Source organism: Collimonas sp., from assembly GCF_039923675.1.
GTDB lineage: Bacteria > Pseudomonadota > Gammaproteobacteria > Burkholderiales > Burkholderiaceae_D > Collimonas.
Window position 1 is genome coordinate 244241 of sequence record NZ_JBDTCG010000056.1, and the last position, 23244, is coordinate 267484.

19 protein-coding genes are annotated in these 23244 nt (G+C 59.9%); 5 read left to right on the plus strand and 14 right to left on the minus strand.

The annotated features are described in order from the left end of the window. Positions 1-17: 17 nt before the first annotated feature. The gene (locus ABI171_RS12495; protein ID WP_348092874.1) at positions 18-4058 is read right to left on the minus strand and encodes a Pls/PosA family non-ribosomal peptide synthetase; all 4041 of its coding nucleotides are present in this window, start codon (positions 4056-4058) and stop codon (positions 18-20) included. Between the two features lie 373 nt (positions 4059-4431). Here ABI171_RS12495 and ABI171_RS12500 point away from each other — a divergent pair, with 373 nt between their 5' ends. Then, the gene (locus tag ABI171_RS12500) at positions 4432-7215 is read left to right on the plus strand and encodes an EAL domain-containing protein (protein WP_348092875.1); all 2784 of its coding nucleotides are present in this window, start codon (positions 4432-4434) and stop codon (positions 7213-7215) included. Positions 7216-7231: 16 nt separating this feature from the next. Here ABI171_RS12500 and ABI171_RS12505 read toward each other — a convergent pair whose 3' ends face one another. From ABI171_RS12505 to ABI171_RS12520, 4 genes are read right to left on the minus strand one after another with little or no spacing between them, the layout of a single operon-like run. Beyond that, positions 7232-8452, minus strand: coding sequence for a crosslink repair DNA glycosylase YcaQ family protein (locus tag ABI171_RS12505; protein ID WP_348092876.1), 1221 nt, complete (start codon positions 8450-8452; stop codon positions 7232-7234). A gap of 6 nt (positions 8453-8458) precedes the next feature. Continuing rightward, a complete protein-coding gene (locus ABI171_RS12510) occupies positions 8459-9346 on the minus strand; it encodes a Dyp-type peroxidase (RefSeq protein WP_348092877.1) in 888 nt (295 codons plus the stop codon). A gap of 41 nt (positions 9347-9387) precedes the next feature. Next, positions 9388-10761, minus strand: coding sequence for a type II toxin-antitoxin system HipA family toxin (locus ABI171_RS12515; protein ID WP_348092878.1), 1374 nt, complete (start codon positions 10759-10761; stop codon positions 9388-9390). Then, positions 10758-11054: an XRE family transcriptional regulator gene (locus ABI171_RS12520; RefSeq protein ID WP_348092879.1), complete on the minus strand. Its 297-nt coding sequence runs from the start codon at positions 11052-11054 to the stop codon at positions 10758-10760. The genes ABI171_RS12515 and ABI171_RS12520 overlap by 4 nt, the downstream gene beginning before the upstream one ends. Before the next feature lie 365 nt (positions 11055-11419). Between ABI171_RS12520 and tauA the strand changes: the two genes are divergently transcribed. From tauA to tauC, 3 genes are read left to right on the plus strand one after another with little or no spacing between them, the layout of a single operon-like run. Beyond that, on the plus strand, positions 11420-12424 hold the full coding sequence (tauA, locus tag ABI171_RS12525) for a taurine ABC transporter substrate-binding protein (RefSeq protein WP_348092880.1): 1005 nt from the start codon (positions 11420-11422) through the stop codon (positions 12422-12424). Positions 12425-12433: 9 nt separating this feature from the next. Next, positions 12434-13225: an ATP-binding cassette domain-containing protein gene (locus tag ABI171_RS12530; RefSeq protein ID WP_348092881.1), complete on the plus strand. Its 792-nt coding sequence runs from the start codon at positions 12434-12436 to the stop codon at positions 13223-13225. Between the two features lie 2 nt (positions 13226-13227). Beyond that, on the plus strand, positions 13228-14127 hold the full coding sequence (tauC, locus tag ABI171_RS12535; protein ID WP_348092882.1) for a taurine ABC transporter permease TauC: 900 nt from the start codon (positions 13228-13230) through the stop codon (positions 14125-14127). 15 nt (positions 14128-14142) lie between these two features. Here the strand turns inward: tauC and ABI171_RS12540 are convergent, their stop codons facing one another. Next, entirely contained in the window at positions 14143-14877 is a 735-nt protein-coding gene (locus ABI171_RS12540) for an SDR family oxidoreductase (RefSeq protein ID WP_348092883.1), read from the minus strand. A 185-nt stretch (positions 14878-15062) separates the two neighbouring features. Between ABI171_RS12540 and ABI171_RS12545 the strand changes: the two genes are divergently transcribed. Then, the gene (locus ABI171_RS12545) at positions 15063-16028 is read left to right on the plus strand and encodes an AraC family transcriptional regulator (protein WP_348092884.1); all 966 of its coding nucleotides are present in this window, start codon (positions 15063-15065) and stop codon (positions 16026-16028) included. A gap of 6 nt (positions 16029-16034) precedes the next feature. On the opposite strand, the gene ABI171_RS12550 is transcribed toward ABI171_RS12545, so the two are convergent. The 8 genes from ABI171_RS12550 to ABI171_RS12585 all read right to left on the minus strand — a co-directional run bounded on the left by ABI171_RS12550 (position 16035) and on the right by ABI171_RS12585 (position 23185). After that, on the minus strand, positions 16035-17225 hold the full coding sequence (locus ABI171_RS12550) for a low temperature requirement protein A (RefSeq protein ID WP_348092885.1): 1191 nt from the start codon (positions 17223-17225) through the stop codon (positions 16035-16037). Between the two features lie 97 nt (positions 17226-17322). Beyond that, positions 17323-17997 (minus strand): acyl-homoserine-lactone synthase, encoded by a 675-nt coding sequence (locus ABI171_RS12555; RefSeq protein ID WP_348092886.1) that lies wholly within the window; start codon positions 17995-17997, stop codon positions 17323-17325. 186 nt (positions 17998-18183) lie between these two features. Beyond that, a complete protein-coding gene (locus ABI171_RS12560) occupies positions 18184-18870 on the minus strand; it encodes an autoinducer binding domain-containing protein (RefSeq protein ID WP_348099299.1) in 687 nt (228 codons plus the stop codon). 363 nt (positions 18871-19233) lie between these two features. Beyond that, entirely contained in the window at positions 19234-20613 is a 1380-nt protein-coding gene (gene dbpA / locus ABI171_RS12565; RefSeq protein WP_348092888.1) for an ATP-dependent RNA helicase DbpA, read from the minus strand. 82 nt (positions 20614-20695) lie between these two features. Then, complete coding sequence (locus ABI171_RS12570) at positions 20696-21082, minus strand: VOC family protein (protein WP_348092889.1); 387 nt, start codon at positions 21080-21082, stop codon at positions 20696-20698. A gap of 73 nt (positions 21083-21155) precedes the next feature. Beyond that, positions 21156-21683 (minus strand): chromate transporter, encoded by a 528-nt coding sequence (locus ABI171_RS12575; RefSeq protein ID WP_348092890.1) that lies wholly within the window; start codon positions 21681-21683, stop codon positions 21156-21158. Beyond that, positions 21680-22252, minus strand: a complete 573-nt coding sequence (locus tag ABI171_RS12580; RefSeq protein ID WP_348092891.1) for a chromate transporter — start codon at positions 22250-22252, stop codon at positions 21680-21682. The genes ABI171_RS12575 and ABI171_RS12580 overlap by 4 nt, the downstream gene beginning before the upstream one ends. 129 nt (positions 22253-22381) lie before the next feature. Then, entirely contained in the window at positions 22382-23185 is an 804-nt protein-coding gene (locus tag ABI171_RS12585; RefSeq protein WP_348092892.1) for a methyltransferase domain-containing protein, read from the minus strand. Positions 23186-23244 lie beyond the last annotated feature (59 nt).

Below are 23244 nucleotides of genomic sequence, written 5' to 3' on the forward strand. Positions count from 1 at the left end.
CGTTATCCTTCAGGCTGTCAGGCGCGGGCCGGCGCTGCCGGGCAGCCACGCCAGTTGGAGCCGGCCGGAATCGATTCGCCCTTCATCACCAGAGTCAGCGCCCCCAGCTTGGCATTATCACCCACGGTGGCGCCATACAGCACGAAGCTGCGCGGACCCATATAGACCCGGCTACCGATGTTGACGTGGTCGATTTTCATCACCCGGTCTTCGAACAGATGGGTCTGCGGGCAAGCCTGGGCATTCAGCTCGCTGTAGTCGCCGATGCTGACGCAATCGAACTCGGTAATGTCGGTGGTGTTCATGTACACCCCGCGGCCGATGCGGCAGCCCAGCAGGTTGAACGCCAGCGGTAGCCACGGCGTGCCGCGCAGGTAGTTCATGAAGTTGGGGATAGCAATCCCTTCATACAGGTTGGTCACGCCTTCCGACAGCCAGACGAATGGGGTCCACATCGGGATGCTGCGCTTTTTATAGCGTCCGAGCAGCAGCCATTTGAGCGCCGCGATAAAGATAAAGGTGCCGATGCCATAGAATAGCCCTGCGGTAGTCAGCAGAGAAATGACTTCGCCCCATTGGCCGGCGCCGGCCAGCGGCATCAGGTTCAGCACCACGGTATACCCGACCGCGATCACGATCGCATGCGGCGAGACGATGCGGAAACCTTCCACCAGCGAGCGCCCCAGGCGGCGCCGGCGCGATGGCCGGAACGTCAGGTGCTCCGGAAAGCCGCTGGTTTCCTCGCGCGCCGGCAGGTTGATCGGCGGCGAGCCGAGCCAGGTATCGCCCGGCCGCATCTTGTCGTTATCCGGCACCCGCGAATGGACGCCGATCAAGACGTTTTCCGGCAAAATGGTGCCATCCGGCACGTAAGCGCCGTTGCCGACAAAACTGCGGCGCGAGATCACGGTCGGCTTCATGGTGATCCAGCCACCGTCGATCTGTTCGTCGCCCAGCAAGACGGCATCGGCGATGAACGTATCGTCGCCCAGGGTCAGCATGTCCGGCACCACGCCGAGCGCGGTCGAGATTTCGGCGTGACGGCCGATTTTTGCGCCCAGCAGCCGATACCAGAGCGGTGCATAGACCGTCGCATAAACGCCATGCAACACGCTCAGGCTGGATTCCTGGATCTGGTTGACCAGCCATTTGCTGCAATACACGTTGCTGCGCACCGGCCAGCTGCCGGCCCGCATGCGCGGCAGCAGGCTCCAGCGGATGCCGGCCGAGAGCAGGGCGGTGCAGACGATCAGGATTGCGGTCGCCGGGAAAGCCAGCACAAAATATTTGGCCAGCTGGAACGCAATGGCATTGCTTTGCAGCCAAGGGAACTTGTCGGTATCGTCCAGCCAGTCGATCAGGATGAAGCTGGGGAATACCGGCATGAAGAACAAGGTGGTGATCAGCAAGGCGCCAAACAGGAAGAACGCAGATTCCCCCATTTGACGGCGTCGTGTGACCGGCGGCCGCGGTGGTCTGGCAGTTGGATCGAAAGCGCCGATGTCGCGCGCCGGCGAACCGGTCCAGATCCGTTTGGCCGGTACCGCCTGGCCTTCGCTCAGGGCGGTCTGCCCTTCCAGATGGCCGAAGGCGCCGACCCGTGTATTGCCCTCCAAAACCACGTAGGAGCCAATGCAGCTTTCGCGTTCCAGGGTGATCGTGCCGAGCAGCAGTTCGCCATGTTCGACCCGGGCGTTTTCAAAGTTGACCGCATTGCCGATGCTGACGTTGTCTTCGATCACCAGCAAGTCGTGCGCGCGCAGGGTCATGGAACCGATGATGACTTCCGCGCCGATCTTGGCGCCCAGCGCCCTTAGCCACCAGCTATAGATCGAGGAGCCGCTCAGCAGATAGGCCGGGGCCGCCTCAATCAGCCGGTCGGTCAGCCACCAGCGGTAATAGGTCAGGCCCCAAAGCGGATAACGGCCGGGTTTCAGGCGTCCGGCGATCAGCCATTTGGCGGCGATGGCGATGCCGAACTCGAACAAGGTCGCCAGCAGGAAGACGCCGACCGAGACAACGATCGCGAGTGCGATGGAATCGCCGGGATCACCGGTGAAGAAGTGGTAGGTAAAGAATGGCGCCAGCCATTGCATCATGCGCATCGCCACCAGCCACGGCACGGCCGCAGCCTGCGCCGCGCCGCACAGCCAGCGCTTCCAGTCCGGCGGCGCGCTCCAGCTGGTGTCGACGCCGATGCCGGCGACCGGCGGCTCCGCCAGCACCTCGGCAATACGGCCGATAGTGCGGTTCAGGTAGATGTCGCGCACCGTCACGTGGGCGAAGGCGGGATCGGCGCGCAGGGCGGAGGCGAGTTTGGCGGCGAACAGCGAGTGACCGCCAAGATCGTTGAAAAAATCGGCGCTGCGCCGGATCGGCTGACCGGGGAACAGTTTGCCCAGCGCGGTAAACAGAGCGGCCTCAGCCGGCGTTTCCGCGATATCCGAATCGGTGCCTGCCGCCGCCGGCGTCGCCAATGGCCGCGCTTTAAGCGCCTTGCGGTCGATCTTGCCGGACGTCAGGCGCGGCATTTCCGTCATCGGCTCAAAGAAACCGGGGACCATATACGGCGGCAGACGTTCGCCAAGCGCAGTGCGCAAGGCTGCCGGCGCTACCTCTGCGCCGTTTTCCGGCACGATGAAGGCAATCAGCTGGTCGATGCCGTCTTCCTGGCGCAACACCACCGCCACGGTGCCGACGCCGGGCTGGCGCGCCAGTACTTCCTCGATCTCGCCCAGTTCGACCCGGAAGCCGCGGATCTTTACCTGGTCGTCAGTCCGGCCCAGGCACTGGACCCGGCCATCGGCCTCGATCCGCGCCAGGTCGCCGGTGCGGTATAAGCGACGGTCATGGACCCCGCCGGACCACGGGTTGGCCAGGAATTTTTCTGCGGTCAGGTCGGGGCGGCCCAGGTAGCCTTCGGCGACGCCGGGACCGGTAATGCACAGTTCGCCGACTTCGCCGTGCGGTAGCAGGATCAAGCCGTTTTCGACGGCCGGATTGATGACCAGCAGGCCGTAATTTGGCAACGGCCGGCCAATCGTCACCGGCTCGCCAGTGCGCAGCTCGGCCAGGCTGGCTGATACCGTCGCTTCGGTCGGGCCGTAGGTGTTGAAGATATGCCGGCCTGCTTCGGGCTTGGCCCAACGGCTGACCAGCGATTCCGGACACATTTCACCACCCAGGTTGATGATGCGAAGGCTCGGCACGTCCTGGTTGAACAAGGCCAGCAAGGTAGGCACCGCATGCAATACGGTGACGCCGTTGGCGGCCAGCGCCAACGGCAGAGCTTCAGGGTCGGAGGCCACCTCTTTCGGCGCTATCCAGAGTGTTGCTCCGACCAGATAGCTGATCCAGATCTCTTCGAACGACATGTCGAAGGCCACTGAAAATCCCTGGTAGACGCGATCGCGGTCGCTGACGCCCAGCACCGAATTCTCGCTGCGCAGGAAATGGCAGATGGCGCCCTGGGTGATGGCGATGCCTTTCGGCTTGCCGGTTGATCCCGAGGTATAGATCACATACGCCGGATCGCTACGCTGTACGCCTTGACGGCGCAACAGCGGTGCGACGGAAGGCACCAGCAGGCGCTCGGCGGTCCATACGGTGCAATTGAGATTTTCCAGGCGCGGCGCGAACTGTTCGCAACTGACGATCCCCGGCGAATTGGCGTCTTCCAGGCAAACGGCGATGCGTTCAACCGGGGTATCGGCATCCAGCGGCAGCCAGGCGGCGCCAGCCTTGGCGATGCCGGCTTGCATGATCAACAGGTCGATGCCGCGCGGCAGCCAGAGCCCGACGATCTGGCCGGGGACAACCCCGGCGCTGATCAGGGCGGAAGCCACGAGGCTGGCGCGCTGGTCAAGTTCCTGATAAGTCAGCTTGCGTTCGCCGAATATCAAGGCGGTCTGCTGCGGCAGGCGCGCGGCAGTAGCTTCCAGCAGGTCGGCCAGCACTTCATCGCGTATCAGTTCGGCTTGCACAGCCCCGTGCAAGATGTCGGGGTGAGTAGAAAAGCTGTTGGCGGCCACACTATCGACGAGCAAAGACTGGGTCATGGAGAAAATCAGGTGAAAGATGGCAAACCGTCGATGTTAGCACGGAGCATGTAGGTAACGTTCAGACAATTTTGCGCTAGCCATAAGGTTTTTACCAGCAGCGTTTTACGCTCGTTTCATAGCCGTTTTTACAGTCGTTTTTACAGTCGTTATATAAGGAATCCGCCGGATATCCGAAGCATTTCGCGATAGCGTATGTTGAACTTGCTAATCGGAAACTATTGGTCGTATGATGGGGTATTCGTACCAAGGTTTCAAGTAGTTTCTTTTTTTGCACTATCTCCAATTCCGCTAAAGCTTTCTGACGGTATAACTGTTACAGCGAGGTCTTGTGATGCAGCGATTGAAGAAATTTTGGACATTGGATGGCAGCATGCGCTGGATCAAGGTGGTTTTGCCTTTCCTGGCGATCGTCGCCTTGATGGTGGGACTACTGGCGTTCAGCATGAGTATCCTGTCTTCGGTACGGGCTTTTGTCGGCGGCGAGAGCCTCTGGTCGAAGGCGCAGAAGGAAGCGGTATTTCATCTGAACCAGTATGCCGTCACGCAAGCCGACGCCGACTACCAGAAGGTACGGAAGGCGCTGGCGGTGCCGATGGGCGATCAGCGCGCCCGCGACGAACTGGACAAGTCCAATCCGGATATAGAGGTGGTGCGCCAGGGCTTCCTGGCAGGCGGAAATCACCCTGACGATATCGACGGCATCATCAGCCTGTATCGCAATTTCAAGAATTTCAGCCTGCTGAGAGAGCCTCTGGTCAACTGGAAGATCGGCGATGGCCTGATCGCGCAACTGAATTCCGAGGCAAGCCGCCTGCATGCGGCGATCAGCGCCGGTAATCCAGACCCGCTGGCGATGATCGCCAGCGTCGCCCGCATCCGCGAGATCGACGCCCAGCTTACGCCATTGGAGTTGCGCTTTTCCGCCAGCCTGGGCGAATCGTCGCGCAGCGTCCAGCGCCTGTTATTGTTCGCGACGCTGGCGATCGCCATCGCGCTGATGATTTTCGGCAGCTGGATTTCACGCTTTATCCTGATCAAGAGCGATCAGTTCGAAGAGGCGCTGAAGATCAGCGAGGAACGGCTGCAACTGGCTATGCTGGGCAGTAACGACGGCTTGTGGGACTGGGATATCCAGGCCGATAATATTTATTATTCGCCGCGCCTGAAGGAATTGCTGGGCTATACCCTGGAAGACGACGAGCCGACGCCGCTGCAATTCCTCAACTGCATCTACCCCTCGGACCTGGACGCGGTGCGCGCCAAGCTGACTTCGCATCTGCACGATAACTCACCGTGCGACATCGAATTCCGCGTGGTCACCCGCTCGGGCGAACTGCGCTGGGTGCGCTCCTGCGCGCAGTCCACCAGCAATTCGGCCGGCAAGCCGGTGCGCATGGCCGGCTCGTTTACCGACATTACAGCCCGTAAACGCGCCGAAGAGCAGTTGTATGCCGCGAAAGAACGGGCCCAGGTCACGCTGGAATCGATCGGTGAGGCGGTGATTACGCTGAGCACCGACGGTCTGGTCGAATATCTCAACCCTACCGCTGAAATACTCACCCGGTGGACCCTGGCCTCGGCGCGCGGCTTGCCGCTGGAGAAAATCCTGAATGTGGTGGGCGAAGCTTCCGGCAACCGGGTGCCAGACCTGATTCACCAGATTCTCGATAACAGCATGCCGATCGATAACGCTTCCAACCTGCTGCTGGTCTGCGACGATGGCAGTGAGGTAGCGGTCAACTTGTCGGCCGAGCCGATCCGCAATCTCAGCGGCGAGACCATCGGCACCGTGCTGGTGTTGCACGACGTCAGCAAGGATCGGGAATATGCCGCGCAGCTGTCCTACCAGGCCAGTCACGACGAGCTGACCGGCCTGATCAACCGCCGTGAGTTCGAGCGGCGCCTGACGGTGGCGATGATCACCTCGCGCGATCAGCAACGCCAACATGCGGTGCTGTATCTGGACCTGGACCAGTTCAAGGTGGTCAACGATACTTGCGGCCATGCCGCTGGCGACGAATTGATCCGGCAGGTCAGCGTGTTGCTGAAGCAGCGCCTGCGCGATACCGATACCATCGCCCGCTTGGGCGGCGACGAATTCGGCGTGTTGCTGGAAAATTGCCCGGTCGAACATTCGCTGCGGATCGCCGAGGGATTGCGGCAGGCGGTGGCCGATTTTCAGTTCATCTGGGCTAACAAGCCGTTTTCCATCGGTGTCAGCATCGGCCTGATCAACCTGGCCGGTGAAATGCATACGCTGGGCCAGATCATGAGCGCGGTCGACGCCGCCTGTTACCTGGCCAAAGAGAAGGGCCGCAACCGGGTGCACGAATATCGCCTGGACGATAGTGAACTGTCGATCCGGCATGGCGAGATGGAGTGGATTACCCGCATCAACGAAGCCCTCACGCATGAACGGTTCTGCCTGTTCTCGCAAGAAATCGTGGCGCTGGGGCAAAAGCCCAGCCGTGGCGTACATTTCGAGATTTTGCTGCGAATGCTGGACAAGGACGACAACCTGGTGCTGCCGATGGTCTTCATTCCTGCGGCAGAGCGTTACAACCTGATGCCAGCCATCGACCGCTGGGTTGTCTCCACCGTGTTCGCCACGCTGGCGAAGATGAAAAGGCAAGGACAGGGGCTCGATATACAGACTTGCGCCATCAATCTCTCCGGCACCAGCATAGGCGACAACAACTTCCTGCATTTCGTGCAAGAGCAGCATGTCAAATTCGGCATCGCGCCGGAAATCATCTGTTTTGAAATCACCGAAACCAGCGCCATCGCCAATTTCGCCAAGGCAGCGCACTTTATCCAGGAACTCAGAAGCGTCGGTTATCGCTTCGCGCTGGATGATTTCGGCGCCGGCATGTCGTCATTTGCCTATCTGAAAAACCTGCCGGTAGATTTCATCAAGATCGACGGTGGTTTCGTGAAAGACATGCTGAACAGTCCGACCGATTACGCCATGGTGGAAGCCATCAACAAGATCGGCCATCTGATGGGCAAGCAGACGATTGCCGAATTCGCCGTCAATGAGCGGATTATCGGCACGCTGACTGAAATCGGCGTCGATTTTGCCCAGGGCTACGGTATCGGCCGGCCCCAGGCCTTCGGCCTGGGTAGCGATAGAAGCCTGCTTAACACCGGCTAGCAATGAAGAATGCAGGTCAGGCCAGCGCGGCTTTCAGCATGTTGCGAAATGCGCGCGGCGTGCATGTGTTAACCACCACCTGGGGTGTGCCATGCCAGTCGGCGCAACGCTGCAGGGTTGCCGCCAGTTCTGTAGCCAGCCTCTGGGTCTGGCGGGTAGCCGCCTCCAGGTACAGCGCCTTGACCTCGAACACGCCTTCGCTACGGTGCGCTTTGGCATCCAGCCGGCCGACTAGCGCACCGCGATGCAGGATCGGCAGCGTGAAATAACCATAGCTGCGCCTGGCCTCCGGCGTATAGCATTCCAGCCGGTAATCGAAATTGAACAGTTCCAGCGCGCGCTTGCGGTCCCACACCAGAGGGTCGAACGGTGAGAGCAGGCTGGTGGTGGTCGGCTTCAGCAAACCCGCGGCGGCGGCCAGCGCCAGTTCTTGATGGTCCGGATGAATATACACCGGCTGCTGCCAGCCTTCCACGCTGGCCCTCAGCAGGCTGCCATCGGCCACCAGGGTTTCCGGATCGGGACTGGGGCGACTCTTGGCGGTGCGAAAATAATCCCCCATCCAGCTGGCTTTGGCCAGACCCAATGCCTGCACCGCCTTGAGCAGCAGGGTGCGCTGGGTGGCGTCGTTGGATGGCATGCGGGCATCGTCCCAATCGGGCAGAATGCGTTCGGCAAGATCGTAGATCCGATGAAAGTTGTGGCGCTTGGCGATCATCAGCCGGCCGTCGGTGAACAGGACTTCGAGCGAACGTTTCTCCGGTTTCCATTCCCACCAGCCACCGCCTTTGCCGTCGGTGCGCTTGAAGTCTGCCGAGCGCACCGGCCCGTTATCGCGGATATGTTCCAGCAGTTTTTCAATGGTGGCGCGATGCTCTTGCATCCATTTGGCCGAATACTTCCAGCCCATGGAGCCGGGATCAATCATGCGGTGCCGGAACAAGCCGTAGTCCTCGATCGGCAGGAAACTGGCTTCGTGCGCCCAATATTCGAACAACTGCCGTTCTTCCAGTAATTCCTCCAGCCAGCTCTGCGGATAGCTGCCGAGCCGGCTCCACAGCACCAGATAAGGGCTGCGCGCCACCACGTGGATGGTGTCGATTTGCAGAACCCCCATCTGGCGGATGGCCGCCAGCACGTCTTGTTTGACTGCTTTCTTGCGCGGCGGCTTCAGCAAGCCTTGCGCTGCCAGCTGCAGGGCGCGCGCTGCCGGTAGCGAGAGCTGGATGGTGTCCATATGGACTTAGATGTCAATGCTTCGCAAGTCCAGGCGGTCGCCCTGACGCGGCGGGCACCAGTAATAGCCGCCGGTAACCGGCCGCGAGAAGCTGAACAGGGCATCGACGATGTCGTCTTCATGGCCCAGCATGCGGCGCAAGACATTTTCGAAACGATCGCTGGACTCGCCGAAAGCGATGAACTCGGTGCCTTGCAGCAGGCCGTTATCCCAAGGCATGGAGTGGCGCACCATGTAAGCCTCCGGCGTAAAACTCTCCTGCGCGGTGCGCTTGACGTGGGCCGATTCTGGAGCGTCTTCGATTTCTTCATTGTCGCTGATCTGGCGGCCGATAGTGGCGTCACGCTGCGCCGCCGGGAAGGCGCGGAAGCGCTGCAAGTCGTGGATCCAGCGCTGTACGGCTACGTAACTGGAGCCCTGGCGGCCGCCACCTTCCGCCACCAATGCCGCATCTACCGCGGCGCTTTCCTTGGGGTTTTCCGTGCCGTCTTCGTAGCCGGTCAGGTCACGGTTGTCGCGATAGCGGAAAGTGTCCAGCGCATCATCCAGCACCAAAGCATCCGCCAACAAAGCCACCAGTTGCGTGGTGCGCTCGAACAGCGTGCTGCGCTCATCGCCGCGCAATAAAATCCACAACGCCTGCTGGGTCGACGGCGCGCTGCAGCCGCTGCCTTCAAGTGCGGGGAAAGAGCGCAAGCCGGCGACATGCTGGTCCAAGGCCTGGATCAAGGGCAAGCCCAGGCCGACAATGCCCCAGTCTGCTTCGAATGTGTCGCGCAGCCGCGCCAGCGCCGCCCGCGGATCGGCGCCGGTGAGCCGAAATGTGAGCGAACGGCCAAGGGGCGGGAGTGCCTGGAGAATTCCTGGTTGGGCTAGATCTGCAGTTGCGGGCATTGCTTGTCCTTGAGCGTGGAAAAAGTAAAAGGGATTTGATATTAGCGGATTTTGACAACTGGCTGGCGCTCGTGTTCCGAAGAATCTGCCTCGGATGACGCTGCGCTGTTCCGGTCTACTATCATGGATAGCCTTGCTTGCCGCTTGCGCAAGCCTGCAATGATGTCGCGTCCCGTGAAGTAGTCGGTTAGCCGGGCTTTTTGATGCGGCAACAGCTGGCTGGCGGCGATCAGCGCAGGCCAGGTTTGCATGGCTTTCTTGCAGACATCGGAAATCACCTGGCGCAGCGGCGGTTCCAGCATGCCACTGTGATTGGCGAAGGCGCGCAGGGTTTGCGGAGACAGGAAGGAGCGTTTGGTCTGGCCTTCGGCAAACTTGAGCGCATGGCCGCTGCCGTTAAGGTAGACGCTGTAAGCCACCACATCGTAGGCCGGCGAGAATTCGATCCGGCCGTCCGCCAGATAGCGGATGCCGAAGTTTTTCAGGTGGGCATCGTAATTGCCGATCAGTTCATTGACGGTGATGCGACGTAGCAGTTCATGGCATGCCGTTTCGCCAAGACCGGGTACTGCTTGCATGACCAGCGCCATATCGGCATAAGTGGCGCCGGTATATTTCTGGTCCGGATCGACCCCGAGGATCTGGCAAAAATCCTCTACATGCAGCCGGCCCGGCTGATCACGGTCGAAACGCTGGACGGCAAGGAATTGCTGGCTTTCTTGTGCCGCATAGGGATGTCCGGCCATGATCGCCGCCAATGGCTGCAGGCTGGCGTCGCACACCGTCACACCGGCGGCCCGCGCCAGTTGTAGCGACAAGTGTTCGACTTCGGGCAGATGATCGTATTGCGTGGTCGGCAACTTGCCGATGATATGCGCATCCTTATGACGAGTCCGGCTGACATAGCGGCCGCCCTCCAGGATCAGGGCCAGCTTCGGCTGCATGCCGGAAATCGAGACGCCATCGACCAGCGGCGCCGCTATCACGCTTTCCTCGATCGCTTCCTTGTCTTGCGTCACCAACTGCGTCATGGCGGCGCGCGTCAGTCTGGTCGGGGTCGCCCGCACTGCGCCCGGAAGGTCACGGCCGCAGGCTGCCAGCAGTTCAAAATGATCGTCTTCCGCGCAATGCCGTTCCAGTGCGATTTGCTTGCGCAATATGCCTTCCGGCAGCAGATTCTGGAAGAAAGCCGGCAAACGCATCTGGCCGGGGGAATTGAAAATTGCGGCCAGAGGATTCAGCAGTAACGCCATATCCTGTTGCGGCGTGGCGGCGCGCATCGAGAGCGACAGCGTGGGACGTTGCGGGTCTTGCGCGTAAGCGGAGTCGACCTGGAAGCGCACCATGTCGCCATATTGAAAAAGGATGCCAACCTGACGATCGCCTATAAAAATATCCAGCGCGCTCAGGTTCATGGCTTGTCTCCTTGCCGCGCCAGCGCCGCTGCGACCAGGCTTTGGATTTCTTCTTCGGCAGGCGGCTTGGCGGCTATCGATGCCGCCATGGCTTTCGGCAGTAGCATCACTTCCAGTCCCAGCTGCTCGGCAATAGTCATCAATGTGCTGAGACGCGGATCGCTTTTGCCCGCCAGAACGCCGCGTATGGTGACGGCCGTCAGTCCGCTTTCACGGCTCATGGAGACAACGGGCAGCGCCAGTCTGTCTTTGGCCTGACGCAGGAGGGATGAAAGCTCGCCGAGGGTTTTCATGATGGTTGGTAAACTATCTTTTAATTGATTATAGATAGTATAGTATCTTTTAATAAAAAAGATAGTTTAATATCTTAATTTTAATTAAAGATAGTTTAATATCTTTTTTGATTTGACGGTCACGACTGGAAACATCCTCCGCATATAGGCTCTGCTGCTGAACAGTCAGCCCATAAATTGCTCCCGCAATGGCGTTTGTCACTGCCGGCCGATGCACATCCAGCCCGGCAGAAACCAACTAAGTATGTCCGAAATCCTTCGTTTTGAAAAACGGTTGAATCGTTTAACTTGGACCACAGAGCCGCAACAGCTTTCATAACAGCTTTGTAAAGGCCATGTTAATAATTCAATCACCGAGGGAATGCATGATTGCCAATATTCTGAAACGCTTGCCAGTTCTGGCAGCCGCTACCGTCATCGCCGGTTTCGCCGGCCAAGCCTTGGCGGCGGCCCAAGAAGTCAATATCGCCTATCAAACAGTGGTGGAACCGGCCAAAATTGCACAAGCCGATGGCGCCTATGAAAAGGCCAGCGGCTGGAAAATCAACTGGAAGAAATTCGATAGCGGCGCTGATGTGATCACCGCAGTGGCATCCGGCGATATCCAGATCGGTTATGTCGGCAGCAGCCCGCTGGCGGCGGCAGCTACGCGCGAATTGCCGATTGAAACCATCCTGGTGGCGGCCCAGATCGGCCAGGCGGAAGCACTGGTAGTGCGTAATGGCAGCGGTATAGCGACTGCGCAGGACCTGATCGGTAAAAAGATCGCGGTGCCGTTCGTATCGACCACTCACTACAGTCTGCTGGCCGCGCTCAAGCACTGGGGCATCCCACCGTCCAAAGTACAGATACTGAATCTGCGGCCGCAAGAAATCGCCGCTGCATGGCAACGTGGCGACATTGATGCCGCCTATGTCTGGGACCCGGCGCTGGGCAAGGTCAAGGAGAGCGGTAAAGTCCTGGCCAATTCGGCCGAAGTCGCCAAGTGGGGCTCGCCGACCTTCGATGCCTGGATCGTGCGCAAGGATTTTGCGCAACAGCATCCCGACTTCGTGACCGCATTCGTCAAGGTCACCGGCAAAGCCTATGCCGATTACCGCGCCCATGGCGCTGAGTGGAAAGCCGGTTCGCCGCAATTCGAGAAAATTTCACGCCTCACGGCCGCCAAGCAGAGCGATATCGCCGAACTGCTGGCCGGCAGCGGTTTTCCGACCCTGGCGGAGCAGGCTCAACTGCTCAGCGGCCCCACAGTCAAGGCGCTGGCCGCCACGTCCGGCTTCCTGCAAGAGCAGAAAAAAATCGAACGCGTGTTGCCGGACTACCAGCCGTATGTGAACCCGGCGTTCGCCAAACAGGCTGCGCTGCAGTAAGGACGCGACATGATCCGTTTGCAATCGGTCAGCGTGACCTATCCGGCGAGCGCGCGGCCGGTGGAAGTGCTGCGCGACCTGTCGCTTGATTTGCACGATGGCCGCTTCGCCGTGGTGATCGGCGAATCCGGCTGCGGCAAAACCACCTTGCTCAACCTGATTGCCGGCTTCCTGAAGCCGACTTCGGGCAGCGCCAGCATCGACAACCAGCCGATTACCGGCCCCGGCGCCGAGCGCGGCGTGGTATTCCAGAGCGATACCTTGCTGCCCTGGCAGACGGTGCAGGAAAACGTTGCCTTCGGACTGCGCCTGGCCGGACAGTCGCCGCAGCAGCGCCAGGCCAAAGCCCGCGAATATCTGGCGCTGACCGGATTGCAGGATTATGCCGACGCCGCCATCTGGGAGCTCTCGGGCGGCATGCGCCAGCGCGTCAGCCTGGCGCGTGCCTTGGCGGTCGATCCGCGCTTTCTGTTGCTGGATGAGCCGCTAGGCGCTTTGGATGCATTGACGCGCGAGCAGATGCAAGAGCACCTGTTGCAAGTCTGGAAAGCCAGCGGCAAAGGCATCTTCATGATTACCCATAGCGTCGAGGAAGCCCTGTTCCTGGCGACCGACCTGGTCTTGCTGCGGGCCCGGCCGGGACAGGTAGAGAGCATACGCCGGCTGGAATTCGGCGCACGCTTCGTGGCAGGCGAGCCGGCCCGCAGCATCAAGTCCGATCCGAAGTTTGTCGGCTTGCGTGAAGAAATCCTGAGCCAGCTGTTGCATCCGCAAGCCGATGCCGTATTGGAAGGAGCCTGATCATGAGCGAGTTATCCGTTACCCTGGCGCCGCTGGAATTGCCGCACGATCCGGTGGCGCAATTGCTGGCGCCGTATCCGGCTGCCTGGCAAGGCCGCAGCGGCACGCCGCGGATAGCCAGGCCCAAGGCCGGGTTTGTCCTTTCCGATCGCGGCATCACGTTGTTGACGGTGCTGGGTTTGCTGGGATTGTGGTGGCTGGTCAGCGCGCTGGCGCTGGTGCCGCCGCTGTTCCTGCCGTCGCCGCTGGCGGTGGCGCAAAAATTCAAGACCGTGGCGCTTGACGGCTTTGTCGACGCCACACTATGGCAGCACGCCGCGACCAGCGTCGCCCGCGTCTTTGCGGCGCTACTGCTAGCGATTAGCAGCGCGGTCCCGGTCGGCATCCTGATCGGCCTGAACCATCGTGCGCGGGCGGTGTTCGATCCGTTGATCGAGTTTTACCGGCCGATTCCACCATTGGCGTACCTGCCGCTGATCGTGATCTGGTTTGGCATCGGCGAGCTGTCCAAAGTGCTTTTGATCTACCTGGCGATCTTTGCGCCGCTGGCGATCACCACCTTGCATGGTGTCCGCCGCGTCGATCAAAACCGCTTGCGGGCGGCGCAGACGCTGGGCGCCAGGCGCTGGCAACTGATTCGTTTCGTGATCTTGCCATCGGCCGTGCCCGACGTCCTGACCGGGATCCGGATAGGCTTGGGCGTCGGCTGGTCGACCTTGGTGGCGGCGGAGCTGATCGCCGCGACCCGCGGGCTGGGATTCATGATCCAGTCGGCGGCACAATTCCTGGTGACCGATGTAGTCATCATGGGCATCCTGGTGATTGCCTTGATAGCGTCGACCTTCGAATACGGGCTGCGCTGGCTGCAGCGCAAATACGTGCCGTGGGAAGGCCGGATCTGATCCGGCCGTACCTTCTTAATGCGGACTGGCGGTAGGGCGCACGATGATCTCGCTGATATCGACGTCTTTCGGCTGTTCGATGGCAAACAGGATGGTGCGGGCTACCGACTCGGCAGAAATCGCGATCTTGCGCCAATTTTCCATGTTCAGCTTGGCGGCCGGATCGCTAATGCTGTCCGCCAGCTCGGATTCGGTGACGCCCGGGGAGATGACCGTCACCCGGATATTCGTGAGTTCCTGCCGCAAGCCGTCGGAAATCGCCCGCACCGCAAATTTGGTGGCGCAATAGACCGCAGCGCTGGGCGACACGCGATGGCCGCCGATCGACGCCACGTTGATAATCTGGCCATTGCCTTGGGCCTGCATTACCGGTAAACAAGCGGCAATCCCGTACAGAGCGCCCTTGATATTGACATCCACCATACGGTCCCATTCGTCGACTTTCAGCTGGTCTAGCATCGACAGCGGCATGACGCCGGCGTTATTTACAATCACATCGACCTGGCCGAAGCGGCTTTTGGCCAGCGCTACGATATCTTCAAGCTGGCTGCGCCGGGTGACGTCCAGGGCCTGGTAAATCGCCGAGCCACCCTCGGCGCGGATAGCTGCCGCCAGGATTTCCAGGCGATCGGTGCGACGCGCACCCAGCACCACGCGGGCCCCGTGCGCCGCCAGCACCCGCGCCGTGGCTTCGCCGATGCCGCTGCTGGCGCCGGTGATGATGACAACTTTATCTTTGATTCCAGACATGACAACTCCTTGAGTAAGATCCCGGCAAGAAGCGCCAAGCATGGTTGCCACTGTAGGCCGCTGCGGCCTGCCGCGGATAGCCGGATCCCCGCAACTTCTTGCACGATCCTCCAAACCTATGGTCCGGCGGCTCCGCCTTTGAGCGAAAAATAGTAGACTCGGTTAAATGTTGCGAAAGGCAGAAAATGAGCGATTCACCAGCTATACCGGATACAGCAATTGATCAGGCACAGGCGCAGGCAGTCTCGCTGCAGCAAATCGAACTGGCGCGGCTGATTGCGCAATACGCCGTCACCGACGGCGTGCACCAGACAGCGATCGCGCCCCTCAATGTGGTGCGGCTGTCGCAGCCGACCTTGCCTAACCATGCCTTGCACAAGCCGGCCTTGTGCATCATCGCCCAGGGCCAGAAGCGCGTGCTGCTGGGCGAAGAGGTCTACATATACAATTCCGCGCAATATCTGGTGGTGTCGGTCGATTTGCCGGTGATGGGACATGTGACGCAAGCCACGCCCGAGCTGCCTTACTTGTGCATACGGCTGGATCTTGATCCGCGAGATATCGGCGACATGATCATGGCAGGAGAGCTGGGCCCGAGAAAGACCGAAGCGCCGGCGCGTGGCATGTTTGTCAGCGAGGCGAATTCCAGCTTGCTGGATGCGATGCTGCGCATGATGCGCTTGCTGGCCGAGCCGCAAGACATTGCGGTGCTGGCGCCGCTGGCGATGCGGGAAATCCTGTATCGCTTGCTGCAGGACGAGCAGGGCGGCATGTTGCAGCAGATTGCGATGAACGACAGTCAGGCGCAGCACGTGGTCAAGGCCATCGAATTGATCAAGCGCGACTACCGGCTGCCGCTGCGCATCGAAAGCCTGGCGCGCGAGGCGAACATGAGCTCATCGTCGCTGCATCATCATTTCAAGGCGGTGACGGCGATGACCCCTTTGCAATACCAGAAACAGCTGCGGTTGCATGAGGCGCGCCGGCTGCTGTTCAGCGAGGTTGGCGACGCCGCCACTGCCGGCCATCTGGTCGGCTATGAAAGTCCGTCGCAGTTCAGCCGTGAATACAACCGCATGTTCGGCGCGCCACCGGCACGCGACGTCGCTCGTTTGCGCAGCGTCGGCCAGGCGCAAGTCAGCCCGGCCTAGTTGGGCTTATTCCACGTGTTGTGGGGCGCCATGACTGCCCTTGCGGCGCGAGACGCTTTCCTGGATCGCCGTGACGATCAGGATCACCGTGGTCAGGCCGGCAACCATCAACTGGTCGGTAAGATAGGCGAACGGCACCAGGACCGCCAGCGCCGCCAGGCCGATCACGTGGGAGAACGGGAACCAGCGATAAACCACGGCCTTGTAGATGCCGTTGCCAAGCAGGTAAGTCATGGGGCCGCCGATCAGCACCGCCAGCGACTTGGTATCGATGTGGCCCGCCGGATGGGCCATCGCCAACTCGTCGCCAACCGCAGTGATGATCACGCCGGCGACGATGATTACGTGGGTATAGTGAAAATAGGCGCCGATCCGGCCCGGATCGCTGGAAGTGACGATGGCTTCGGTGCCGGCCTGGCTGCTGGTGTCGAAGTAGATCCACCACATTGTCAGGCTGCCGACGAAGGCCACCAGGAAGGCGATCAAGGTCGGCGCATCCCAGCTGGCCATATGGCCGATGGTGGCGCCGGTGACCAGGATCGATTCGCCCAGCGCGACGATCACGAACAATTGGCAGCGCTCAGCCATGTGGCCGCCTTCGATGGTCCATTCCTGGGTGTTGGAGCGGCCCATTCCGGGCAGCCACAGACCGATCATCGGCGACAGGTATTCGCAGGCCACCGCAGTGATCCAGAACAGCAGCCGGTATTCCCCGCCGGACAAACCGCCGGCAATCCATAGCGCACCTGAAATGCAGAGCCAGCCCAGCATGCGCTGGAAATTCTTGCTGAGGGCGTGGCGGCGGCCCAGGTGCAGCACTACAAACAGCGTGCGGCCGACCTGCATGGCGACGTAGCAAACCGCAAAGATCATGCCGCGCTCGCCGAAGGCATCCGGCAACACCGCCGACATCACCAGGCCGGCCAGCATGATGGCGAACAGCAGCAAACGGATCGGCAGCGTCTCGGGATCGAACCAGTTGGTCACCCAGCAGGTATATTGCCAGACCAGCCAGACGGCGAACCACAGCACCAGGGTTTGCAGGGCGCCTAGCGGGGTGAGATTTTCCAGCAGATGGTGGGATAGCTGGGTGACGGCGAAAACATACACCAGGTCAAAGAACAGTTCGACCGGCAGCACCTTGGCTTCATGGCCGTCGCGCGCCCGCAATAAATTGGTTTTGCCCCAGATACTCATCGTTATTTCCCTTATGTGCCAGACGCCGCTGCCGACGGTCGTGATTCACAATAAGGGAAGGTTCCGCCATGTGTCAATTGCTGCGGGGCGCCCGCTATCAGGCCTCCGAGGTGGCCGATTGTGCACTGCGCGTGCTCTGCCAATGCGGATATTCCGGCTTGCGCAGGGTTGGCTGGCTATTGAAAAACGGCTGTTCGCCGAACAGGGGCACGGGGCTTTTCTGGACTTCGATCAGGCAAGCGAACAAGGCATGGCCGTCAACCGTCATCGGCGACGCCATCCGTTGCGTAATAAAGCCGCCTCTGCGCAACCAGCGCTCCATACCTATCGGCGAGACGGTGACCAGACGCTTGGCGCCGAGCCGGGCAGCGCAGGCAATCGACGCTTGCAGCAGTTTGACGGCGATCGATGAGGACACCTGGTCCAGCGCGGTGTCGCTTTTCTTGTTGAAATCCATGGCCGCAAAACGCGACAATTCCCAGATATCGGGCGTGCATGGCGGCGTGGCGCCTTTCAACAACTGCGGAAATACCTCGCTTAGCAGATACGGCTGGCTGGTCGGCAGCAAACGGCCGCAGCCGATCACTTCGCCGTCCTCATCCTGGGCTACCACATAGATGGTGCCTGCATGATCAAACTGGTCCAATTCGACGCCTTCTTTCGTATCCAGCTCCCAGCCCAGCGTTTCAACGAAGACTTTGTGGCGATAACTGCATACTTTCGAAAATAGATCATTTGATAGCTCGGAGGCTGCCCCGGAAATAACTTTCATCACTGATGTCCTTAATGAGTGTGTATGAATTAATTTTGAGATGTCTACGGGGGAGGCGTAACTGTAAAGGTTTACAGGTACCGATGCAGGGGGGGGCGTTTGCGCAAACCGGCAGGCAAAAAAAATCCGGCCACGCCGGATTGGTGTCAGGGGCACCACAGCCGGCGCAGTTGCGCGCCGCCAGGGTTATAAGATACCGAGCATGGCAGCCTTGATGGCAGCGGCTGTCTTGTTGGTGGCGTTGAGTTTTTTCAAGGTATTCGATATATGAAAATTCACCGTGCGGTCGGAAATGTTCATGATCTCGCTGACCTCGCCCGAGGTTTTTCCATCCGCCGTCCAGCGCAGCACTTCGATTTCCCGCGCGGTCAGTTGCGTGGAGGCTTCAGGCATGTGTTTCTCGATCAGCAGCAACGACAGGCCTTCGTGCGCAACGTCCACCAGCCAAGACAGCTGGTGCGAAATTTCGCGCAATTCCTTTTGCGAGACGTGGTCATCCGAGCGCGACAGGTTGAGCAAACCGCAAATCCCCTTGGCGTCGTGGCGGGACTGCGCCCAGCCGGCGTGCAAGCCATGCGCATGGGCGTCTTCCCAGAATGATCTGTTGCTGGCGACGTTCTGGTCAGACCAGATCATCGGCAAGGAAGATTGCCTGCCATGGCTGACGGTAGGGTCGACCTTTTCGTAAAGCTCTTGGCTGTAGCGCTGCTGCCAGCTTGAGGGATAGTTGTTCAGGTTGATGACCTTGGGCTGGGCTACGGGCCAAGGCAGGCGCATATCGTAGGCACAGAAATCGAAGCCAAGTTGCTTGACGATTCCTGACAGCGAATTAAAAAGAATGGGCGCGGATTTCGCGCTCAGCAGTGACTGCATTTGTTGCTCTTGCCAATCAAGCATACCTGCACTCCCGTAAAAAATGTGCGTTTTTCATGGAAGGAAAGTCTTTTCTCATGCTACAAGGCGGTCAGTTTTTGTCAGGGAATAGTAGTGCTGCCTTGACTCGCTGAACCGCGCTATAACATCACATCAGCTAGCATTCGGATGCCTTTTTTGGCTTCAGTTGCGTGACACGGGCCTCGGATTTCCGCGTCCGCAAAAAAGTTTCCAGATAGAAATTTAACACATTTTAACGACTGTGGACATCTGCGGGAAAAGAGTGCACATTCGAAAAAATAATTGCCGATGTGATCATTTATCCGGTTTGACCGGATTACCGCTGTTCATCAGCGTCTGAATTTAAATAAACCGCATTTTGAAATTCTTGCCTTTGATATTGCCGCTGCTCAGCTTGCCGAATGCCTGTTTTGCAATGCGGCGGTCCAGCGCTACATAGGTGATGAATTCAAAGACACTGATCTTGCCGACTTGTTCCTTGCTGAGACCCACGTCGCCGGTCAGGGCGCCGAGCAAATCGCCCGGGCGCAGCTTGTCCTTCTTGCCGCCCATGATGCACAAAGTCAGCATCGGTGCGGTCAATGGTTCGCCATAGGCCGGCTCCAGGTCTGCCAGGTCGAACCAGCTGACCGGCCCTTGCTGGTAGTCCTCGATCAGCTTTACCCATTTTTTTTCATTCGGCGCACACAGGCTCAGCGCCAAGCCGCGATCCTGGCCGCGGCCGGTACGGCCGATGCGATGGATGTGGACTTCGGTGTCCTTGGAAACGTCGACATTGATCACCGCACCCAAGGTCTGGATATCCAGGCCGCGGGCGGCGACGTCGGTCGCCACCAGCACCGAGCAGCTCTGGTTGGCGAAACGGACCAGGATTTCGTCGCGCTCGCGCTGCTCCAGTTCGCCATACAGCGCCAGCGCGCTAAAGCCCTGCGCACGCAATTCGTCGGCCAGTTCGCGGCAATGGATTTTGGTATTGCAAAAGGCGATGGTCGAGACCGGCTTGTAATGATTCAGCAACTGCGCCACGGCGGCATTGCGGTCTTCGTAGGAAACGGCGTAAAAACGTTGTTCGATGCGGGCTTCATCATGCTGCGCTTCGACTTTGACTTCCACCGCATCGCGCAGGAACTCAGCGCTGGCTTTGCGGATATCGTCCGGATAAGTCGCAGAAAACAGCAAGGTCTGGCGGCGTGCCGGGCAGGCGCTGACGATGCCGGAGATTTCTTCGTAAAAGCCCATGTCGACCATACGGTCGGCTTCATCCAGCACCAGCGTCTGCACCGTGCCCAGGTTGATGCTGCCGCGGCCGATATGGTCGCGGATACGGCCAGGGGTGCCGACGATGATATGTGCGCCGTGTTCCAGCGAGCCGATCTGCGGCCCCATCGGCGTGCCGCCGCACAAGGTCAGGATCTTGACGTTGTCGGCAAAGCGCGCCAGCCGGCGCAGCTCTTTGGCCACCTGGTCCGCCAGCTCGCGCGTCGGGCACAGCACCAGCGCCTGGATCGCGAAATAGCTGGGATTGAGTTTGTGCAGGATGCCGATGCCGAAAGCGGCGGTCTTGCCGCTGCCGGTCTTGGCCTGGGCGATCAGGTCGCGCCGCTCCAGGATTACCGGCAGGCTCTGCGCCTGGATCGTGGTCATCTCGTGGTAGCCAAGGCTATCCAGGTTGCTGAGTAGCGCCGGCGCCAGCGGGAGGTTGGAGAACGAGGTGGTTTTCATGGGGGTCGCCAGCTTAAAAGGGACGCAAGTCTAACAGGTGGGCTGGCATAGGGCCAGCGCGGCGGGTGTTGTTGTTAAAAAACTATTGCTCATACAGCTCTAGCGGCAAGCCGTCGGGATCGGCGAAAAACGTGAAGCGCTTGCCTGTGAATTCGTCGATGCGGATGTCTTCCACGGCAATCTCGTGATCACGCAATTCTTCCGCCGCGGCGTCAAGATCGGGCACCCGGAACGCCAGATGACGCAAGCCGCAGGCTTCCGGCCGGCTCACGCGCGGTGGCGGCGAAGGAAAGGAAAACAGCTCGATCTGCACGCCGTCCGGCGTACACAAGTCGAGCTTGTAGGAATCGCGCTGTTCGCGGTAGGCCTCGGCGACGATCGCCAGGCCCAGCAGTTCGGTATAAAAATGTTTGGAGCGCTGGTAGTCGGAGGCGATGATGGCGACGTGATGGATGCCGGAAATATGCATGTGCGGTCAGGGAAATAGTGGGCGATTGTGAACATGAGTGATGCGCCCATACTATACCCTGTGACCTGCGAATTTACTGGCCAAATCCGCTCAGGCCGAGCAACGCTCCGGCCGCCAGCACCCACAAGGGATGCACTTTGCTTTTGAGTGTGATCAGCGCACAGGCGCCGGCGATCAGCGCCAGGCCCCAGGTGTGCGCCGAAGCTTCGGTAATCAGCGCGGCGCTGGCCGCCACCAGTCCGACCGTCATCGGCACCAGCCCGGCTTGCACTATTGCGCGCCAGGGTTTGTCCTTGAAGCGCTGCCACAGATGCAGCACAACGCCGGTAAGCAATGAAGAGGGGCCGAATTTCGCCAGCGTGGTGACCAGCACACCTTGCCAGCCGGCGACGTGCCAGCCGACCAGCGTCACCACCATCATGTTCGGTCCCGGTGCGGCTTGCGCCAGGGCGAACATGGCGCTGAAATTCTGCGCCGACATCCAGTGGTGAATATCGACTACTTGTCGTTGCATTTCCGGCAGGATGGTGTTGCCGCCGCCGAAAGCCAGCAGTGACAACTGGCTGAAAATCGCCGCAAGAGAAATTAATGTGGCGCTCATGATGGCAGTTTCCAGGTCAACAACACGCTGAGCGGCGCCAGCACCAGCATGGTCGGCAGCAACGGTAGCCGGAGCAGGGCGATGGCGACGAAAAACAGGCCGGCGATGACCAGCGGCACCGGCTTTCTCAATAGTGGCAGCAGCATCTTCAAGCCCATCGAAATCAACAGGCCGGAGGCCGCCGCCGCCAGGCCGGCAAACAGATGCTGTATCTGAGCGTCATGCTGGAAATGCTGGTAGATCACGCCCAGGCAGATCACGATCGCCGAAGGCGCCGCAATCAGACCCAGCAATGAAGCCAGTGCGCCGGCTACGCCGCGAAACTGCAAGCCGATCGCGACCGCCAGATTGATGATATTGCCGCCAGGAAGAAACTGGCAGAGCCCGAGTAACTCGGTGAATTGTTCGGGATCCAGCCAGCGGCGCTGTTCGACAATCATGCGCCGCGCTAGCGGCAGCACGCCGCCGAAACCGATCAGGCCGAGTGAAAGGAAACCGACGAATAATTCGCGCGTGGTTGGGGTTTCGCTGACCGCGCCTGCGGCGCTGAGGGTTGTTTCTGTAGTCATTATAGGTATTGAGTCCGGGCGTCAGGTTCGGTTGCAAATATGGTTGCCGCGCCACTTAACGGCACCTCTAAAAACTGCGTCATCTCCGCGAACGCGGGAATGACGCAGTTGCGGCTATTCGAAGTTCCCTTAAACATGGGCGACGATAAACAGCCGTTTGAACGGCAGCAGCGTGATGCCGTTTTCGCGTTGCGGATAGGCTGCGCGCATCTTCTCGGCATACGCCGCACGGAAATCTTCGCGCCGATCGTCCGGCATGGCGTCCAAGTAAGGCCGCAAGCTGGTGCCTGCGGCCCAGTTGGCGACCGCATCCTCGCCGCTCAGGGTATGCAGATAAGTGGTTTCCCAGATATCCAGCATGGAACTGCGGGTGCGCAACAGATCGTAATAGTCTTCCGCGCTCAGGATTCCCGGCTGTTGTTTTACCTTGCCCAGATACGGCGCAAACTGTGGCGAGTTAGCCAGTTCCACTTGTACTTGCCGTAGCGGCGTATCCTGCATGGCCGGCATTTGCAGCGCCAGCCAGCCGCCTGGTTGCAGGAGCGACAGCAAACGCGGCAGCAGGGTCGGGTGGTCGGGCAGCCATTGCAAGGTCACATTCGAATAGATCACATCCAGCAAACCGTCGGGTCGCCATTGATTGAGATCGGCATGGGCGAAACGGCATTCCGGCACTGCGGCCGAGGCAGCCGCCAGCATGTTGGCGGAACTGTCGACGCCGAGCACGTCGGCGGCAGGCCAGCGGGCTTTCAGCAATGCCGAGACGTTGCCGGTGCCGCAACCGAGGTCGACTACCAGTTGTGGTTCTTGTTCGGGAACATACGCCAGCAAATCGAGCGCAGGGCGCAGGCGTTCATTGCCGAAGCGCATATATTGTTGGGCATCCCAAATATCTTTGCTTGAGTTGGTTGCTGTTTTTATCGAAGTTGTCATGCTGCTTCCTAGGAATTGTCACAAGGTTGCGTACCAGGACTGGTGTGAGCCGATTCCGG

Coding starts and splice junctions, on each gene's coding strand:
- ABI171_RS12570 (WP_348092889.1), bottom strand. CDS start 21,082: ATGCATATTTCCGGCATCCATCACGTCGCCATCATCGCCTCCGACTAC.
- ABI171_RS12540 (WP_348092883.1), bottom strand. CDS start 14,877: ATGTCTGGAATCAAAGATAAAGTTGTCATCATCACCGGCGCCAGCAGC.
- tauC (WP_348092882.1), top strand. CDS start 13,228: ATGAGCGAGTTATCCGTTACCCTGGCGCCGCTGGAATTGCCGCACGAT.
- ABI171_RS12580 (WP_348092891.1), bottom strand. CDS start 22,252: ATGACTACAGAAACAACCCTCAGCGCCGCAGGCGCGGTCAGCGAAACC.
- ABI171_RS12545 (WP_348092884.1), top strand. CDS start 15,063: ATGAGCGATTCACCAGCTATACCGGATACAGCAATTGATCAGGCACAG.
- tauA (WP_348092880.1), top strand. CDS start 11,420: ATGATTGCCAATATTCTGAAACGCTTGCCAGTTCTGGCAGCCGCTACC.
- ABI171_RS12500 (WP_348092875.1), top strand. CDS start 4,432: ATGCGCTGGATCAAGGTGGTTTTGCCTTTCCTGGCGATCGTCGCCTTG.
- ABI171_RS12555 (WP_348092886.1), bottom strand. CDS start 17,997: ATGAAAGTTATTTCCGGGGCAGCCTCCGAGCTATCAAATGATCTATTT.
- ABI171_RS12510 (WP_348092877.1), bottom strand. CDS start 9,346: ATGCCCGCAACTGCAGATCTAGCCCAACCAGGAATTCTCCAGGCACTC.
- ABI171_RS12520 (WP_348092879.1), bottom strand. CDS start 11,054: ATGAAAACCCTCGGCGAGCTTTCATCCCTCCTGCGTCAGGCCAAAGAC.
- ABI171_RS12505 (WP_348092876.1), bottom strand. CDS start 8,452: ATGGACACCATCCAGCTCTCGCTACCGGCAGCGCGCGCCCTGCAGCTG.
- ABI171_RS12550 (WP_348092885.1), bottom strand. CDS start 17,225: ATGAGTATCTGGGGCAAAACCAATTTATTGCGGGCGCGCGACGGCCAT.
- ABI171_RS12530 (WP_348092881.1), top strand. CDS start 12,434: ATGATCCGTTTGCAATCGGTCAGCGTGACCTATCCGGCGAGCGCGCGG.
- ABI171_RS12515 (WP_348092878.1), bottom strand. CDS start 10,761: ATGAACCTGAGCGCGCTGGATATTTTTATAGGCGATCGTCAGGTTGGC.
- ABI171_RS12575 (WP_348092890.1), bottom strand. CDS start 21,683: ATGAGCGCCACATTAATTTCTCTTGCGGCGATTTTCAGCCAGTTGTCA.
- ABI171_RS12560 (WP_348099299.1), bottom strand. CDS start 18,870: ATGCAGTCACTGCTGAGCGCGAAATCCGCGCCCATTCTTTTTAATTCG.
- dbpA (WP_348092888.1), bottom strand. CDS start 20,613: ATGAAAACCACCTCGTTCTCCAACCTCCCGCTGGCGCCGGCGCTACTC.
- ABI171_RS12495 (WP_348092874.1), bottom strand. CDS start 4,058: ATGACCCAGTCTTTGCTCGTCGATAGTGTGGCCGCCAACAGCTTTTCT.
- ABI171_RS12585 (WP_348092892.1), bottom strand. CDS start 23,185: ATGACAACTTCGATAAAAACAGCAACCAACTCAAGCAAAGATATTTGG.